The 19,607-nt window shown below is 28.6% G+C and carries 12 protein-coding genes and 1 pseudogene; all 13 read right to left on the reverse strand.

The features are described 5' to 3' along the window. Positions 1 to 104: 104 nt before the first annotated feature. A complete protein-coding gene (locus AC4FQV_RS08700; RefSeq protein ID WP_491165338.1) occupies positions 105 to 2,123 on the reverse strand; it encodes an amylo-alpha-1,6-glucosidase in 2,019 nt (672 codons plus the stop codon). Positions 2,124 to 2,367: 244 nt separating this feature from the next. Next, a pseudogene (locus tag AC4FQV_RS08705) lies at positions 2,368 to 4,831 on the reverse strand (glycogen/starch/alpha-glucan phosphorylase). Further along, the gene (gene malQ, locus AC4FQV_RS08710; RefSeq protein ID WP_491165339.1) at positions 4,824 to 6,317 is read right to left on the reverse strand and encodes a 4-alpha-glucanotransferase; all 1,494 of its coding nucleotides are present in this window, start codon (positions 6,315 to 6,317) and stop codon (positions 4,824 to 4,826) included. The pseudogene AC4FQV_RS08705 and the gene malQ overlap by 8 nt, the downstream one beginning before the upstream one ends. A gap of 27 nt (positions 6,318 to 6,344) precedes the next feature. Further along, positions 6,345 to 8,492 (reverse strand): TIM-barrel domain-containing protein, encoded by a 2,148-nt coding sequence (locus tag AC4FQV_RS08715; RefSeq protein ID WP_491165340.1) that lies wholly within the window; start codon positions 8,490 to 8,492, stop codon positions 6,345 to 6,347. A gap of 62 nt (positions 8,493 to 8,554) precedes the next feature. Beyond that, the gene (locus AC4FQV_RS08720; protein WP_491165341.1) at positions 8,555 to 9,571 is read right to left on the reverse strand and encodes a LacI family DNA-binding transcriptional regulator; all 1,017 of its coding nucleotides are present in this window, start codon (positions 9,569 to 9,571) and stop codon (positions 8,555 to 8,557) included. 223 nt (positions 9,572 to 9,794) lie between these two features. Then, positions 9,795 to 10,688, reverse strand: coding sequence for a sugar ABC transporter permease (locus AC4FQV_RS08725; RefSeq protein WP_491139860.1), 894 nt, complete (start codon positions 10,686 to 10,688; stop codon positions 9,795 to 9,797). Between the two features lies 1 nt (position 10,689). Beyond that, the gene (locus AC4FQV_RS08730; protein WP_491139861.1) at positions 10,690 to 11,646 is read right to left on the reverse strand and encodes an ABC transporter permease subunit; all 957 of its coding nucleotides are present in this window, start codon (positions 11,644 to 11,646) and stop codon (positions 10,690 to 10,692) included. 84 nt (positions 11,647 to 11,730) lie between these two features. After that, positions 11,731 to 12,957 (reverse strand): sugar ABC transporter substrate-binding protein, encoded by a 1,227-nt coding sequence (locus AC4FQV_RS08735; RefSeq protein WP_491139862.1) that lies wholly within the window; start codon positions 12,955 to 12,957, stop codon positions 11,731 to 11,733. Between the two features lie 263 nt (positions 12,958 to 13,220). Further along, on the reverse strand, positions 13,221 to 14,168 hold the full coding sequence (locus AC4FQV_RS08740) for a PucR family transcriptional regulator (RefSeq protein ID WP_491139863.1): 948 nt from the start codon (positions 14,166 to 14,168) through the stop codon (positions 13,221 to 13,223). Positions 14,169 to 14,201: 33 nt separating this feature from the next. Then, positions 14,202 to 15,311, reverse strand: coding sequence for an ABC transporter ATP-binding protein (locus tag AC4FQV_RS08745; RefSeq protein WP_491139864.1), 1,110 nt, complete (start codon positions 15,309 to 15,311; stop codon positions 14,202 to 14,204). A gap of 216 nt (positions 15,312 to 15,527) precedes the next feature. After that, entirely contained in the window at positions 15,528 to 17,246 is a 1,719-nt protein-coding gene (locus AC4FQV_RS08750) for a ferredoxin hydrogenase (RefSeq protein WP_491139865.1), read from the reverse strand. Positions 17,247 to 17,471: 225 nt separating this feature from the next. Beyond that, positions 17,472 to 18,542 carry a butyrate kinase gene (gene buk / locus AC4FQV_RS08755; RefSeq protein ID WP_491139866.1) on the reverse strand — a complete coding sequence of 357 codons (1,071 nt, stop codon included), beginning with the start codon at positions 18,540 to 18,542 and terminating at the stop codon, positions 17,472 to 17,474. A gap of 24 nt (positions 18,543 to 18,566) precedes the next feature. Then, positions 18,567 to 19,475, reverse strand: coding sequence for a phosphate butyryltransferase (gene ptb, locus AC4FQV_RS08760; protein ID WP_491139867.1), 909 nt, complete (start codon positions 19,473 to 19,475; stop codon positions 18,567 to 18,569). Positions 19,476 to 19,607 lie beyond the last annotated feature (132 nt).

Genomic DNA, 19,607 nt, shown 5'->3' on the forward strand with positions numbered 1-19,607 from the left:
TTTATTTTTATTTATTCATTTAATTATATCCTAAAATTACAAAGTTAATAATTACAAAACTTTAAAAAAAGCTAGAGATTAATTTAATAATCTCTAGCAAAAATTTATTCAAATAAAATTTTATGAGCATTTTTTAAAAGCCTATAGTTCCCTAAAATATCTTCATAATATACTCTAAGCATTTCTCCAACACTCCAAGCTTGAGAATAACAGCCTCTAGGTCTATAAGGATTATCACCATCAAAAATTTCAGCAATACTTCCTAAACATTGGTCCTTAATATGATTTTCCATATCCGTCATTAAATAATTAACAGTATCTACAGCATCTTTAGAATAATCATTAACTTTACAATAAGCTGTAAAAAATGCACCTAATGGAAAAGCCCATGCTGTTCCTTGATGATATGCCATATCTCTATAAAAAAGTTTTCCAATATAAACACCATGATAATTTTTATTTTCTCTATCTAAACTTCTTAATCCATAAGGAATATATAATTTCTCAAAGACTTTTTCAACTACAAGTTTTCCCCTTTCCTTATCTAACATTGTAAAGGGTAAAGATATAGCAAAAATTTGATTAGGTCTTAAATCATCATCCTTTTCCTCTTTGTTTACAACATCATAAAGATAGTTTTTATCTTCTATCCAAAAGGTTTTTAAAAAAGACTCCTTAACCTTTTTAGCTAAATCTTCATACTGGTTATGGCTTTCTTTTTCAAATTTATCTTTTAATAATGCTGTAATTTTCAAAGCATTATACCATAAAGCATTTATTTCAACTGGCTTTCCATGTCTTGGTGTAACTACAATATCATTAACTCTAACATCCATCCAAGTTACTTGGTCTAATCCAGAACCTGCACTTATTAAATAATCCTTCTCATCCATTTTTATTGAAAATTTAGTTCCTTTTTTATAAGCCTTTATTATATTTTTTATAGTTTTATAAATTTCTTTTTCAACAAAATCTAAAGCTTCCTTACTATTAGCATAAAGCAAGTAATTATAAACTGCATTTATAAACCATAGGGATGCATCTACTGTATTATAAATAGGCTCTTTTCCTTTCCCAGGAAACATATTTGGTATTAAACCTTCTTTTTCATAAAGACTAAAGCTTCTTATAATCTCCTTAGCTTCTTCAAGCCTTCCTGTTGATAAGGTTAATCCATTAATAGCAATCATTGCATCTCTTCCCCAATCCAAAAACCAAGGATATCCTGCTAAAATTGTTTTTCCATTTATAGATTCTCTCTTTACTATAAACTGGTCTGCAGAAATCGGAAGATATCTTGCTAAAATTCTTGAATCATTAAAGGTATTTCTTAATTTTTCTATTCTCTTTTCTTCATTCTTTATTATTTTTTCACAATTAAAATCCCTTTCATCTTCTATAGTACAAACACAATAAATCTTTTTATTTTCCCTAGGCTTAAGATTTATTTCAACACTTCCTGGTATATAACATTTATCCACAAAGTTATCTCCTGTACTTTTATCAACATCATAATAAATTTTATCCACAATTCTACTATTTTTGTCTAATATATTTCCACCATATGCAAAAAATTTTATACTTATATCTTTATTTATATTAGGAATAAGTTCAATTTTATTTTTATCCACAAGCTTTAAGAATCTTAAATTTTCCTCTTTACTGCATACTCCTGGATTTCTAAAAGTAATTAAAGGTTCAATATTAATTTTTACTTCTTTACTTCCATTTAATATGTCATATTCTATTAACACAGTATTTTTACCATATTCCATAGCAATTTTCTTATTTATAACTACTCCATCTATAAAGTATCTAAAATGAGGTAACCCATCATAATAAAATCCTTGAAGATTTTTAAATCCTTCATCAATTTTATCTGTATATTTTAAAGAACTTAACTTACTAAGCTTTCCATTAATAATTATTTCTTCATTTAAGCTTGAAAGAATCATATATCTTTCCTCAGGTGAGTTAATACACCCTATTAATAATCCATGATATTTTCTAGAATTAGAGCCTATAATAGTTCCACCACAAAATCCACTTATACCATTTGTAATCATCCATTCTTTCTCTATAGCCCTATCATAATTAAGCCAATCCATTTTTCCAAAATTCATAAATTAACACCTCTTAATTTTAATAATAAAATCATACCCTTTTAAATATGAACATACTTCATTTATCTATTTGTATAAAATTTTGAATTAAAAAAGGTTCTGCAAAACTTAAAAACCTTTAATTTAAATACTTATAAAGAATAAATTATTATCCTTAAAATGTTATTTAAATTTCATAATAAGCTTTTAAAATTTTACAAAACCAATTCTAAAAGTATTTTTTATTAATAATTAAATAAAAAATTTATTTGTTAGTGCATTTTTTAATATGCCAAATATCTTTACAATATTCTTTTATTGTTCTATCACTTGAGAATATTCCTGCATTACAAGTATTCTCAAAGGCTTTTTTAGCCCATCCTAATTTATCTTTATAAGCTTCAAAAACTTTATCCTCAGTATCCTTAAAAGACTTAAAATCTGCTAACAAGAAATATTGGTCCCCTTCTTTTAGTAATGAATTATAAAGGTCCTCAAAATCACCAGTTCCTCCATCATCAAAAGTTCCATCTATTAAGGAATCTAAAACTCTCTTTAAACCCTTATCAGCTTCATAATAAGCTACAGGGTCATAATCTTCTTTTAACTTCTCTATATCTTCAACCTCTAAACCAAATATAAAGTTATTATCTAATCCACTTTCTCTAAAAATTTCTATATTAGCTCCATCATTAGTACCAAAAGTAGGTGCTCCATTTAACATAAAGTTCATATTTCCTGTTCCTGAAGCTTCTTTACCTGCTGTTGATATTTGTTTTGATAAATCTGCTGCTGGGAATAATTTTTCTGCATAAGAAACTCTANAACTTCATATTTCCTGTTCCTGAAGCTTCTTTACCTGCTGTTGATATTTGTTTTGATAAATCTGCTGCTGGGAATAATTTTTCTGCATAAGAAACTCTATAATTTTCTACAAATACAACCTTTATTTTTCCCTTTATTGATTTATCATTATTTATAAGTTTTGCAACTTCATTAGTTAATTTAACTATTGATTTAGCTCTCTTATACCCTGGAAAAGCCTTTGCTCCATATATAAATGTTACTTTTGGTATATCCATATCTGGATTCTCTTTTAATCTATAATATAAATCTAAAACATATAATGTATTTAATAATTGTCTTTTATACTCATGTAATCTTTTTATTTGTATATCAAATATTGAACTTGGATCTAGTGTAACCCCTTCATGTTCTTTTATATAAGAAGCTAATTGTTCTTTTTTAATATGTTTAATATCCATAAATCTTTTTAATATAGCTTCATCATCTTTATATTTTTCTAGCCCTTTTAATAAATCTAGATTTTTAACCCAATCCTCACTTCCTAAAAGTTCAGTTATTAAAGCCGATAATTCTTGATTACATAATCTTAGCCATCTTCTTGGAGTTATTCCATTTGTTTTATTTTGAAATTTATTAGGATATAAGTCATACCAAGATTTAAGTTCAATATTTTTTAATATATCTGTGTGTAACTTAGCAACACCATTAACAGCAAATCCCACATGAATTGCTAAATTAGCCATTCTAACCTTTCCATCATTTATTATTCTTAGCTCATCTATATGCTCTTCTGAATATCCTTTTTCACATAATTCTTCTATAAAATTCTCATCTATATTTTCAATTATTTCTAATATTCTTGGAAATAGCTCTTCTATTAATTCAACATCCCATTTTTCTAAAGCTTCTGCTAATATAGTATGATTTGTATAAGCAAAAGTCTTTGATGCCACATTGTAAGCTTCATCAAAAGTAAATCCTTCATCATCTACAAGAAGTCTTATAAGCTCTGGAATTGCTAAAACTGGATGAGTATCATTTAACTGAACTACATGCATCTTAGCAAAATTTTCAGTTATTTTTCCAAAAATCTCTTTATGTTTTCTTATTATATCTTTTAAAGAAGCACTTACTAGAAAATACTGTTGTCTTAACCTTAATAGCTTCCCATCTTTTTTCGAATCATTAGGATATAGAACCCTTGATATATCTTCTGCTCTATTTTTAAGTTCTAAAGCTTTATCATATTTTTGTTCATTAAATAACTTAAAATCAAATTCTCTTACAGGCTCACACTTCCAAAGTCTTAAAGTATTTATATTTTTACTTGCATATCCTATAATAGGAGTATCATAGGGAATCGCCTTAACTGTCATATCTTCAAAATCAACAGTTACAAACTCCTCTTCTTTTCTTATACTCCAAGGCTCTCCATATTTTAACCAATTATCAACCTCTTCCTTTTGAAATCCATCTTCAAAGTATTGTGAAAATAAACCATTATTATATCTAATTCCATACCCTTTTAAAGGTACTTCTAAAGAAGCTCCAGAATCCATAAAACAAGCTGCTAGTCTACCTAATCCACCATTTCCTAAACCTGCATCTTCCTCTATTTCTTCAATTTTATTTAAATCAAATCCAAGTTCCTCTAAAACCTCTTTAACTTCATTGTAAAGTCCTAAACTTATTAAATTATTACCTAAAGCTCTTCCCATTAAATATTCAGCAGAAAAGTAATAGGCATTTTTTTCTTTTTCATAAAGCTTTTCTGTACTATTCCAATCATCAACAATACTTTCTAAAAGAGTTAATGATAATGCATTAAAAACTTCAAAATCCTTAGCATCTTTAATTGAACTTTTACCATATTTAACTTTTAAATATCTCTTTATTCCATTTTTTATTTCTTCTTTATTCATAGATATTCACCCTTCCATATAATTTTGTTATATCGTATATTTTTTCTGCTAATTCATCTGTAAGAGCATAACATTTTACTCTCCATTGCCAATTACCACCTAAGGTTGATGGGTAATTTATTCTTGCTTCATTTCCTAAATTTAAAAAATCTTGCATTAAGGCCATTGAGATACTAGATACACTACCCCAAACACCTCTTATAAAGCCCCAGTTATAACCTTCTTCTTCTGTAAGCTTTAAGTATTTTTTTGCATACTCCACATCCTCTTTATTCCCAGTAACTTCAAACCAACCTCTAAATGTATCATTATCATGAGTTCCTGTATATGCTATGGAATTTTCTTTATAGTTATGTGGTAAATAATCACTTTCTTCTCTAGAATCAAAGGCAAATTGTAAAACCTTCATACCAGGAAAACCAGTTTCATTTCTAAAGTCTATAACTTCTTTTGTTAAATATCCAAGGTCCTCAGCTATAACCTTTACATCACCTAGTTCATCTTTAATTGAATTAAATAACTTTATTCCAGGTCCTTTAACCCATTCTCCATTAATAGCTGTTTCATCTCCATAAGGAATTTGCCAGTAAGATTCAAATCCTCTAAAATGATCTATTCTTAATACATCATAAAGCTTAAAACTTTCTCTTACTCTACTAATCCACCAAGCGTAGCCAGTATCCTCCATGTAATCCCAATCATATATAGGGTTTCCCCACAACTGTCCTGTTTCTGAAAAGGCATCTGGTGGACATCCTGCTACTTTTTTTGGAATATTATTTTCATCTAATAAAAACGCCTTTGGATTAGCCCAAACATCTGCACTATCCTCAGCTACATAAATAGGCATGTCTCCTATTATTTTAATACCACAATTATTTGCATACTCTTTCAACTTATTCCATTGCTTAAAGAAATGGTATTGAAGAAAAATCCAATAATTTATCTCTTTTTCTAACTTAATCTTATATTCTTCTAAAGTTTTTTCATCTCTTAATCTTAATTTTTCATCCCATTCTTGCCAACTTAATAAGTTATTTTCATTTTTTATAGCCATGTATATGGCATAGTCTTCAAGCCAAAATTTATTTTCTTCCTTAAACTTTTTAATTTCTTCTTTATCTTTATCTAAAGATTTTTCATATGCTATTTTTAACACTCTCATCTTTTTCTCAAATAATAAAGCATAGTCTATCTTTTCTGGATTATTTCCGAAATTAATACCTTCATAATCTTTGCTTTGAAGAATTCCCTCTTTATTTAAGATATCAAAATCTATAAAATATGGATTTCCTGCAAAAGCTGAAAAAGATTGATAGGGTGAATCTCCATAACTCGTTGGCCCTAAAGGAAGTATTTGCCAATAGCTTTGTCCAGCTTTTTTCAAAAAATCTACAAATTTATACGCCTCTTTTCCTAAAGTACCTATTCCATGTCTTCCTGGTAAAGAAGCTATATGCATTATTATTCCACTTGCTCTTCTCATAACTTATATCCCCCTAGTTACTTATTACTAAAGTAATATTTCTCTTTTAACCATATTATTATTTATATCAAATATTTTAATGTTTAACTTTTTAACCCTAGAATTATTATTTTCCACCAATATTTCATAATCTAAATTTTCTTTTTTAATTATAATTTTCAACTCCTCATATTTACCCTTTTCATAATCTTTGCTAAATCCATCATCATTATAATAAATATATTCAGCTTCCTCAGAAACAAAGGAAATTAAATTTAACTCCTCACTATTTATTTCCTCTACCCTTTTTGCTTTATTATTAGCCATTACCATAATTTTATTTTTTCTTATAAATATAGGTATTTCATTTAGTTTAGCTTCTATATAATGATGTCCCTTTTGTAAAACTTTAAGTTCAAAGTCATCAACTTTTCTAACTTTAAATAAAAGCATATCTTCTGGAAGATATACATATCTGCCTAAGGAATTTTGTTCATATATAGGAGCTATCATTAAGCTATCTCCTAAAAGCATCTGATCTTCTACTCTTTTTGTGAAATTATCTTTATACTGAAAGGTTAATGGCTTAAAATACATTTCATTATTTAAAACTGATTTCATATACTCACTATAAAGATATGGAATAATAGCATATCTAAAATATAAAACATCTTTTAATATATGACAGCTTTCTTCTCTAAAAGAATAAGGCTCTTGATTTCTTGTACCTAAAGCTGAATGATTTCTAAACAAAGGAGTAAAGACACTAAACTGAGACCACCTTATAACTAAATCCTCTGTAGCATCTCCTCCAAAGCCACCAGTATCAGCTCCTACATATATAAATCCACACATATTTATACTTGGCATCATTTGCATATTTAACTTTATATGTTCCCACCAAGACATGTTATCTCCAGTCCATATTCCACCATATCTATGCATACCAACAGTTGAAGCTCTAGAAAACAATAAAAACCTCTTATTTTTATCAATATCATAAAGCCCTTCAGAAGCTGCTCTTGTCATATTAAATCCAAAAAGGTTATGCACTTTATCATGTCTTATAAAACCATCTTTTGTTTTATGATAGAAACTTTTATAATCTTCCATATTATTTTGAAGTCTTGGAAACTCATCTTTAAGGTCAAAATAATCATATATACCTAAATTTTTTCCTTTAGCTTGTGATACCTTTTCAAAAGCTTCATTTAATCTTTTTTCCGAATAAAATATTGCAGGTTCATTCATATCATTCCAAAAACCTTCTATTCCTTTATCAGTTAAAAATTTATACTTATTTCCAAACCATTTTCTAGCATCCTTATTTAAAAAGTCTGGGAAATGAACTTTTCCTGGCCAAACTGCTGCTACAAAAGGCTTTCCCTTTTCATCTATACAATAATATCCCTCTTTAATCCCTTCTTCATAAACATCATATCCTTTTTCAATTTTGCACCCTGCATCAATTATTGGAATAAGTCTTACTCCTTGTTCTTTAAATTCACTTACTAAGGCTTCAAAATTTGGAAAGGAATTTTTATTTATTGTGAAGTTTTTAAAGTCATCCATATAATCTATATCAAGATATATACAATCAATAGGAATATTTAATCTATTAAAATTTTCTAATAGATTTTTAACTTCTTTTTCATTTTTATAGCTCCATCTACTTTGTTGATAACCAAAGGCCCACTTTGGAGCTATGTAACTTTCCCCTATAAGACATCTAAAATTCTTACATATTTCATTTAAGTTTTTTCCTTCTATAATGTATAAATCAAAATTTATATCCTCTACTTTTATTTTAAGTTCATCACTTTTTGTATAACCTATATCAAAATTAACTTTTCCAGGAGAATCTATAAAGACACCAAAGCTTTCTTCTCCATATATTAATAAGAAATTATGTGCTCCATAAAGTCTTACTTTTTCTGGAGTATGAGAAAAATCATCTGTACAAAAGCTTTCATACTTCCATCCTCTTTTATTTAACCCTCTTACATTTTCACCAAGTCCGTAAACTATATCATCCTCTTTAAGATTTAAAATTAAATATCCATCCTTTAATTTTAAATACTTTAACTCTCTCCCCTTTTTTATTTCTTCTTCCTTTAACACTACAGATTCTGTATTAAAAAAAGGTTTTCCAAAGGTATATTTAATTATATTATTATTAATTAAATTATCTTTCATAATATTCTCTCCCTTATTCTTTTACCAATAGTTGAATACTTTTTAAACTTAATACCACTTTATTATTTTTTTAAATTTTTACAAGATTCTCTTTCAATTATTTTAGTTTCAAAAATTATATGCTTATGTTCTTCTTTCTTAGCTAAAAGAGCTAATAATAAATCTATACTATTATTTGCCATACTCTTTTTAGGTTGTTTTACTGTTGTTAAACCAGGATTATAATATTTACTTATATCCATACCATCAAATCCAACAATAGATATATCTTCTCCAATTTTTAACCCACAATCTACAACAGCCTTAGCAGCACCAACTGCCATTATATCTGAAATAGAAAATATCGCTGTTATGCTACTATTATTTTTTATTATCTCTTTTGTAACCCTATAAGCACCCTCATAATCATAATTTCCTATAAAAACATTTTCTTCTGAATATTTTATATTACTTTCTTCTAAAGCTCTTTTATACCCTTCTAATCTTAGTCCACTTATTCCTACATCATTTTTCTCTCCTAATAAAATACCAATATTTTTATGTCCAAGAGATATTAAATATTCTGTTGACTCCTTAGCAGCTAATATATTATCTATACCAACTGAAGAAAACTTACTTTTACTCTTTTTTGAAAGAGTATTAACAGAGGTTAAAACCACAGGAATATCTAAAAATTGAAAACTTTCATCATTTATATTTAAAAAGTTTCCTCCTAGACATATAATACCTTGAAGCCTTTTTTCCTTAACAAAGGCAATTAAATTGTCTACATCATCCTCTGTTGTATAATCATTTTGTTGTAAAATCATTGTATATCCAGCTTCATTTATTCTATTACCTATTATATTTATCATTTCTGCAAAAAAAGGGTTAAATACCCCTTTTACTAAAACTCCTATATTTTTAGTATTATTTTTCTTTAGAATTCTAGCACTATTATTTGGTATATAATTACTATCTTTTATTATTTTTAATATTTTTTCTCTTGTTTCATCCTTTACATCTGGGTGATTATTTATAACCCTAGATACTGTACTTACTCCTACTTCAGCCATTTTTGCTATATCTCTTATATTCATAACTTCCTCCTATTATAAAATCTTTCACCTTATAAAATCCCATTTTTGGAAATTGTACCGGTAACGATTCCAAGTAAATTATAACCTTCTTTGTAAACCTTGGCAATAAAAGGACTTATAATTTAACAATAGAAGTTATTTTAAAAAGGAAGGACTTTCATCCTTCCCTAATAAATTTATTTTAAAGAAGTATGTTGGGCTTTGAGATATAATAAATTTTTAATTAACCTTTAACTGAACCAGCAGTTAATCCTTTAGCCATATATTTTTGTGCAACAGTTGCAAATATAACTATTGGAACTGATGCCATAATTGCAGCTGCTGAGTATTGAGTCCAGTTTGCAGAGAAATTGTTTGTAATAAACTGTTGCATACCTACTGCAAGTGTTAAACTTTCAGGACTCTTTAAAAGAGCTGAAGCAAATATAAATTCACTATATGTTCCTATAAAAGTAAATAAGAAAATTACTAATAACATATTTCTTAATAAAGGAAGTATTATCATTTTAAAAGTTTGGAAAGTAGATGCTCCATCAACATAAGCTGCTTCTGTAAGTTCCTTTGGAATTCCATCTATAGCTCCCTTAAGTAGCCAAATGTTAAATGCTCCTGCACCAGCTTGTATTATTATTAAAGTAATTATATGATCCATTCCGTTTAATCTATATGCAATAGCTAATATTGCTGGTAAAGACATTGCTGATGGAAACATTTGAAGTAATAATAACATCATTAATCCCTTTTTTCTTCCCCAAAACTTTAATCTTGAAAAAGCAAAAGCCATAGGTACTGTTAATACAAGTTGAATTATTGATACTACAACACATATTATTAAGGAGTTCTTAACCCATATTAAGAAATTTGTTTCAGTTAAAACCTTTGTATAATTTTCTAAAGTAAATGCTGAAGGAATTAAAGTTGTTTGGGTAAAAACTTCTCCCTTAGCTAAAGAAGCTGAAACTACAGCGAAAACTGGAAATAAAACTATAAGTAGCATTATCCAAATGAATATTCTACATATCCAAGCCATCCTTTTTTCTGCTGGTCTTAATTTTCTTTCATATTTGATTTCTGAGGTAGTTACTATATTACTCTTTTTTTGAACTTTACTTTGCATATTATTCAACCTCCTCAAACTGACCACTTAACTTCATTTGGTAATAAGATATAGTTCCTAGTATTAAGAAGATTATTATACTTATTGCAGAAGCTATTTCAAATCTACCAAATTGTGTTGATAATTTGTAGTTTACAGATGCTAATATATCTGTATAACCTGCAAATTGAGTAGTCATTCTTGGTGGTCCTCCCTTTGTTATTAAGAAAGCTGAACCAAAGTTATTAAAGTTAAATGCAAAAGATGAAATTAATAATGGATAAGATATTTGTGCTAAAGAAGGTAAAGTTATCTTCTTAAATTGAAGCCATTTACTAGCACCATCAACTTCTGCAGCTTCATAATAACTATCAGGAATTGCTCCTAAAGCTCCTAAACAAACATTCATCATATAAGGGAATCCTAACCATATGTTAACTATTATAAGTGCTACTCTTGCCCAAGTTGGGTCTGTAAGCCAAGGAATTGGATTTGATATTAAATGTAAATTTAATAATAAATTATTTATAGCACCATAGCTTCCATTTAATAGCCCTTGCCAAGATAAAATAGCAACTGTAGCTGGTAGAGCCCATGGAATTATAAGTATTGCTCTATATATTGCTTTCTCTCTTATATTAGGATTATTTACTGCCATAGCAACCATTAATCCTAAGAAGAAAGTTCCTGCAGTTGATATTACTGCAAATACTATATTCCACCCAAAAACAGGTAAAAATACATCTTTAAACGGTCCTGTTAAAACTTCTATAAAATTTGCAAAGCCTACAAAATTAATATGTCCTTGTGAATACATAGTATAATCAGTAAAAGCAATTATTACAGTATATACTATTGGAAATATTGTGAATATCATTATTGATATAATAGCTGGTAATAAATATGGCATTGCTTTAATTGTATTTTTTAAATTTTTTGATTTCTTGCATGCCCTTACATCATCACTTGTAACTTGCATTATATCTCGCCTCCTTAAATACCTAGTTAAAATAAATTTCTATAAATAAAGGGATTTAAATCCCTTTATTTATAGTTTTTAAAATTATTTTTGTTGTGCTATACCTTGCTTAATTTGTTCTACTGTCATTTCAGCACATTTTTCTGGTGTTATTTGTCCTGAAGTTAATAATTGTAGATTAGCACCAGCAGGTCCCCACATAGCTTGAATTTCTGGTATATTAGGCATTGGTGTAGCAAATTTAGCTTGTTCTGCAAATGCACTCATATATTCATTATTCTTAAAGTCATCACTATCTAAATATTTATTTAATACTGGTATTCTGTTACCCTTATTTAGTAATACATCCCCTGAATTTTCTGATAAGTACTTAACTAATTCCCATGCTAAATCTTTATTTTTAGATTTTTCACTAACAAAAGCAGTTTGAACACCTAAGAATGTTGGTACTTGCTTTCCAAATAATGTTGGCATTGGAGCAACACCAAAGTTTACTCCTCCCTCTTTAAAAGCTGATACATCCCAAGGTCCTGAAATATAAAAACCTGTATTCTTAGATAAGAAATCACCTTTTGCTATATCTCCAGTTATATCAGCAGGCATTAATTTATCTTTTTGAACTAAATCTTGAACGAATTGATATCCTTTTATTGCACCTGGTGTTCCTAGTCCAATATCAGTTGGATCTAATGTTCCATTATTATCTTTATAAACATATCCTCCATCTGCTGCTATAAATCCATAAGTAGCATAAAAGTTATTGATATCATATTTAAATCCTGCACCTTCTTCTGCAACTTTAACTAAATCTTCCATACTCTTTGGTACTTCACTTACTTTATCCTTATTATAGAAAAGAGCTGATGTTTCTTGCGCTATTGGAATAGCATATTTTTTACCATCAATTGTTACAGCATCTAAAACTTGATGTGATGCATAATCTGAATCATTTATTACTCCCTCAGGAACTTCTGCTAAAAGACCAGCTTTTTGGAATGTTCCTAAGTTATCATGAGCTAGTCCAAACATTACATCTGGTCCTTTAGAACTATTTGCAGCTTGTATGTAAGCTTGCATTTCTGATTTGTCCTCTACAACCTTAACTTTTATTCCTTTTTCTTCTCCCCATTTAGAAGCAATTTTATTAATTTCTTCTACTTCTGGAGTTGTTAAATGTGACCATACTGTAAGTTCTTTATCTGAACCTTCAGAAGAAGCTGAATCTCCTTTACCTCCACATCCAATTAAAGAACCAGCAAACAACATTGTTGCTGCCATAACAGTTACTAAAATTTTTGTACGTTTTCCCATTATAAATCCCCCTCATAATTTTAATTAGCTAAAAAGCCATAAATTACATTCTCATTTTCGGAAACGGTACCAAAAACATTCTAAAAAAATCACCAAAACTCTTTTGAAATTTCGGTACCGTTTCCAACTTAATTATATAATACTAAGAAAACATTTTCAATATATTTTTCTTGAAAATTATTATTATTTTATAAAAATTATCCATTATTTATTTACAATAAAAAAGCTTAGTCAGAACTTTTATTTTCTAACTAAGCTTTCAATTAATTATTTTTATCTATTTCTTTTCCACGCCATATTAAAAATGCTATTTTAAATATTACCGCTTCATTAAAATTTCTTATATCGTAAGATGTGCACTTTTGAATTTTATCAAGTCTATATATTAATGTATTTCTATGTACATAAAGTTCTTTAGATGCATCACTTACATTAAGTCCACACTTAAAAAAAGTTTCTATGGTTTTAATCATTTCTCTATCTAAAGTAGAAAATCCTAAACCAAACTCTTCATATAGCTTTAATTTTAATTTTTCATCTATAGAATCAACTAAACTTTCAAAAAGCAAGTCTCTCTCCCCATAGATAGTTTCATCTAAATCATATTTTATTGCAAGATTTATCTTAGACATATTTATCTCATAAGCCTCTTTTATTTCATTAATATTATTTAATTTCATATAACTTATATAACATTTTATATAAAGGTTTGAATCTATAGAATATTTTATACTATTTACATGTTCTTCAACATCCTCTAATGCACCAAGTATTATTATACTTCCACCTTCTAAAAGACTAATAACATTTTTATTATTATAACACTCTTGAACAATATCTAATGCTTCTTCAAGATTAGACGTTAAAAAAACATTTATCATATAGAAACCATTTTTTAAAAAATTAAGTTCACTATCTATAATACTTTTTTCTATATTTATACCTTTTAAAGCTTTTTTAATTAATTTTTCTCTACTACTAGAAGCTTCTTTAATTTTGGTTTCAATTAAATATTTTAATAAAGAAATACAGCTTTCATATTTCTCATCCGTTGTTATAACAATACTTTTACCCTTAACAGAAAAATCTAAAGAAACTTTTTTCTTCTCCTCAACTTCTCCTAAAGAAAACTCCTCCTCTTCTAAAAGAACTTTAAAAGGTATTTTTGTATTTAAATATAACTCTTCTAAGAATTTATGAAAACTGTACATATTTATTTCCCCTTTATATTATCGCTATTTATTCTAAACTAACTTTAATTCACTTTCTTTATCAAAAACATGAATTTTAGTAGCATCTACATAGAATTTAGCTTCTTGTCCACTTTGTAACTTAGTGCTTCCATTTACTCTAACTGTTATGTTTTGCTCACCAAGTTTAGTATATATATAACTTTCTGCTCCCATAAGCTCTGTAACTTCAACTCTTGATGTTATTACTGTTGATGGATTTGAAGAAACTAAATCTTGATCATCATCTAAATGTTCAGGTCTTACTCCTAGTATAACATCTTTTCCCATATATCCTTTTTCTTTTAATAATCTAGCTTTCTCAACTGGCATTTCAATTTTTTGATTTTGGAAGTAAGCGAAGTATTTTCCACCTTCTTCTTTAATAGTACCATCTATAAAGTTCATTTGTGGACTTCCTATAAATCCTGCAACGAACACATTAGCTGGATTGTTATATATTTCTTGTGGTGAATCAACTTGTTGAATAATACCATCTTTCATAACAACTATTCTTGTACCCATTGTCATAGCTTCAACTTGGTCATGTGTAACATATATAAATGTTGTTTGTAATCTTTGATGTAATTTAGCTATTTCAGTTCTCATTTGAACTCTTAGCTTAGCATCTAAGTTTGATAAAGGCTCGTCCATTAAGAATACCTTAGGTTCTCTTACTATAGCTCTTCCTAAAGCAACCCTTTGTCTTTGACCTCCTGATAAAGCCTTTGGCTTTCTATCTAATAAATGTTCTATATCAAGTATTTTAGCTGCATCCTTAACTTTTTTATCAATTTCAGCCTTTGGAACTTTTCTTAACTTAAGACCAAAAGCCATATTATCATAAACAGTCATATGTGGATATAAAGCATAACTTTGGAAAACCATTGCTATATCTCTTTCTTTTGGTTCAACTTCATTAACTAATCTATCTCCAATATATAACTCACCTTTTGAAATCTCTTCTAAACCAGCAATCATTCTTAAAGTAGTTGATTTACCACAACCTGATGGTCCAACAAATACTATAAATTCTTTATCAGCTATTTCTAAGTTAAAATCCTTAACAGCTGTAACATCTCCTGGATAAACTTTATAAATATGTTTAAGTGATAATTTTGCCATATTAATAATCCCCCATAATTTTAAAATTATTTCTCAAATTCTTTCATGATTTTATTTTATACCACTTAACCGTTTTCATCTATAAACATTACTTACAAAAGAATTCCATATTTTTTGTATACTAATCTAAAGAGTTTGTATAAATTTTATTTTTCATGGATTATTTTAAATAAAAAAAGCAGGATAAATAATATCCTGCTTTTAATTTTAAAATTATTATTTTTTATATTTCATGTGTAATAACTCATGAGCTCTTCCGTGTCCTGGTGTACCCATGTAATTTTCATACATTTTTAATAAAGCTGAATTTTGATGTGATTTTCTCTTTGCTAAGTTTTTATCTTGATTATAAAGAACAGATGCTCTTACTGCTCTAATATCCATTTTATCACTATCTTCAGCTGAAACATGTGGTTGACCTCCACCATTAACACATCCTCCTGGACATGCCATTACTTCAATAAAGTGATAATCATTTATTTTTCCTGACTTAACTAATTCAAAAACATTAGCAGCTCCATTTACAACAGCTAATTTATATTCTTTTCCTGCTATTTCAACTTCTGCTTCTTTTATTCCAGCTAAACCTCTTACAGCTTCATAATCAACATTTTCTAAGTCGTCATTTTCCATAAAGTCTTTAGCTGTTCTTAAAGCAGCTTCCATAACTCCACCTGTAGCTCCAAAAATAGCTCCTGCTCCAGTATATTCTCCCATAGCTGGGTCAACTTCACCATCTTCTAATTTAGCAAAATCAATTTTAGCAGCTTTTATCATTCTAGCTAACTCTCTAGCTGTTATAACTGCATCTATATTTCTTATACCGTTGTTTTCCATTTCTGGTCTATCAGCTTCATACTTTTTAGAAGTACAAGGCATTACTGTTACTGTAAATACCTTTTCTGGATCTATATTAGCAACTTCTGGGTAATATGTCTTTGAAGCAGCTCCAAATATTTGTTGTGGTGATTTTGCAGTAGAAAGATTTTCAACTAACTCAGGGAAATAATTTTCAACTTCTCTTACCCATGATGGACAACATGAAGTTAACATTGGGAAAGGTCCATTATTTTTTATTCTTTGAACTAACTCTGTAGCTTCTTCCATTATTGTCATATCTGCTCCAAAGTTTATATCAAATACTTTATCAAAGCCTAATTGTCTTAAAGCTGTATATAATTTTCCTGTAACATCTTGACCGTATCCCATCTTAAATAATTCACCCATAGATGTTCTTACAGCAGGTGCCATTGCAACTATTACATGCTTTTCTGGGTCCTTTAATGCTTCTTCAACTCTATCAATATGTGATTTTTCTGATAAAGCATCAACTGGACAAGCTACTATACATTGACCACATAATAAACAATTTGTATCATCAAAGCATTTTAATTCATCAGGTCCTACTAATCTTACTCCATCAATTCTATGGAACTTTATTGAATTTGTAGCAGTTCTTGTTCTGCATGCTGCAACACATCTACCACATTTAACACATTTACTTCTATCTAAAACTATTGATTTACTTCTATCATCTACATATTCTGATTTATCTGAAACTACAAATGGTTTGTGAGCTCTTGCTTTTGTTTTTATTACAAGTTTTAAAAATTCACAATTATCTCTTCTCTTACATGGTCCACATTTAAACTCATGTTCATCTAAAAGTTCTGCAACTCTCTCTTTTCTAGCTTCTATTACTTTTTCACTATCTGTTTTTATAACCATTCCATCCTTAGCTTTTATCGCACAAGATCTTAATAGTCTTTCGTTTCCTTCTTGCTCAACAAGGCAAACTCCACATTGTCCTTTGTTACCGCAATTTTTTAACTCGCAAAGCACCGGAATGTCAAAACCATTCTCTCTCGCTAAGTCAAGTATCGTCTTGTCACCATCAAATTCGATAGTCTTGTCATTGATTATTATTTTATTCATGCTGTTCCTCCAATTTTTGGTTTTTTAATTAAAACTAAACCTCAACTCATACATTGTAAAAATCAGTTAATTTAAAAATCATCGTTATTATTCTAACATAATATTAGTGAAATATAAATATTTCAGATTTTTATGAACACTTTTTTGCGACAAAATTTGAGGAAGAATTACAAAATTCTTCCCCATTTAAAAATAAATTATTAAATTATATACATTGTTTATTTTTTATTTATATATCTTAGCTTCTTCTATTCCATCTAAAACTCTTATAGCACCTTGCGCTAAAGCTAAAAGTTCATCTTCTCCACCATATACACTAATAGGTGCAATCCAATTTACCTTTTTATTTATTGCTTCAGTTACATAATCACTATAAGCAATTCCACCTGTTAATAATATAGAATCAACTTTTCCATCTAATACAACAGCCATAGAACCTATCTCTTTTGCAATTTGATAAATAAATGCATCAAATATTAATGAACCTTTTTTATCTCCTTCTTTAGATAGTTTTATTAAATCTCTTGCATCATTTGTATTAGCATAAGCAACAAAGCCACCTTTTCCAACTAATTTTTTATAAACTTCATCTTTAGTATATTTACCTGAGAAACACATTTCTAAAAGTTCACCTGAAGGAACGCCCCCTGCTCTCTCTGGTGAGAAAGGACCGTCTCCATCTAAAGCATTATTAACATCTACAACTCGTCCTTTTTTATGTGCTCCTACTGAAACTCCACCACCCATATGAACAACTATTAAATCAACATCATCATATGAAGTATTATGTTCCTTAGCATATCTTTTAGCTACTGCTTTTTGATTTAATGCATGAAATTTACTTTTTCTAGGCAACTCAGGAACTCCTGAAAGCTTTGCAACTTCTTCCATTTCATCCACAACAACAGGGTCTACTATAAAAGCTCTTTTACCAAATTCCTTTGCTATTTCATTTGATAATATTCCACCTAAATTTGAAGCATGTGGACCTTGAACTCCTATTTTTAAATCCTTAACCATAGCTTCATTTACTTCATAAGTTCCACCTTCTATTGGCTTAAGCATTCCACCTCTACCAACAATAGCATCTATTTCATTTATATCAATTCCCTTTTCCTTTAAAATCTTTAATATAAGATTTTTTCTAAAATCAAGCTGGTCTACTATAGTATCATACTTTAATATTTCCTCTGCTGAATGTCTTAAAGTTTCTTCTAAAATTTCTTTTTCTCCTTCATAAACACCAATTTTTGTTGATGTAGAACCTGGATTTATTATTAATAATTTGTATCCCATATAACTTTCCCCCTCAAAAACTCTCTACTTTAAATCATGAGCAACAACTGCTGCTATAGCTATTGATTTAACTTTTGTTTCAAAACTATCTGCTCTAGAAGTTAATATAACTGGAGCTGATGTACCAACTAATAACCCACCATTTTTGCATTCTGACATATAAGTTAAAGTCTTATACATAACATTGGCTACATCTATGTTTGGTAATAATAATATGTCTGCTTTTCCAGCAACTTCTCCCTTTACTCCCTTATGTTTTGCTGCTTCTTCTGATATTGCATTATCTAAAGCAAAAGGACCATCTACTAAACATTGCTTTATTTGACCTCTATCATTCATCTTAGCTAATAAAGCTGCATCTACTGTAGCTTGCATATTAGGATTAACAACTTCTACTGCACCAATAACTGCAACTTTAGGCACTTCAATTCCACAGGCATGTGCAACCTTAACTGCATTATTTATCATTGCTTCTTTGTCTTTAAGTTCTGGATAAGTATTGAAAGCCGCATCTGTTAAAAAAATTAATCTATCCATTTTTTCCATTTCAAATACAGATACATGAGACATTAATTTACCTGTTCTTAATCCAACTTCTTTATTAAGTACACTTCTTAAAAAAGTTGCAGTATCAACTAATCCTTTCATTACCATATCTGTTTTTCCTGTAGATGCTAACTCTACAGCTAATAAAGCTGCTTTCTTATCATTAACCTCATTTAAAACCTCAAAATCTGATAAATCCATGCCTATTTTATCAGCTATTTCTTTTATTTTTTCCTCATTCCCAACTAAAATAGCATCTGCTATTCCTAACTTCTTAGCCTCTCTAACTGCTTCTAAAACAGGCTCATCTTGAGCAACTGCAACAGAAACTTTTTTCATCCCATTTTCTCTTAGTTTTGAAAACAATTCATTAAAATTTTTAGCCATAATACTCAACCCTCTTCCTTGAATTTTGTTAAATTTATAACAAATGCAAGCAAAAAAAAACTACTTTTACACCCATATAAATTCAAAATTAATTCTTTATAACTATATTCTACCAAAAAATATTCTGAAAAC

Source organism: Clostridium sp. TJA038 (genome assembly GCF_058310255.1).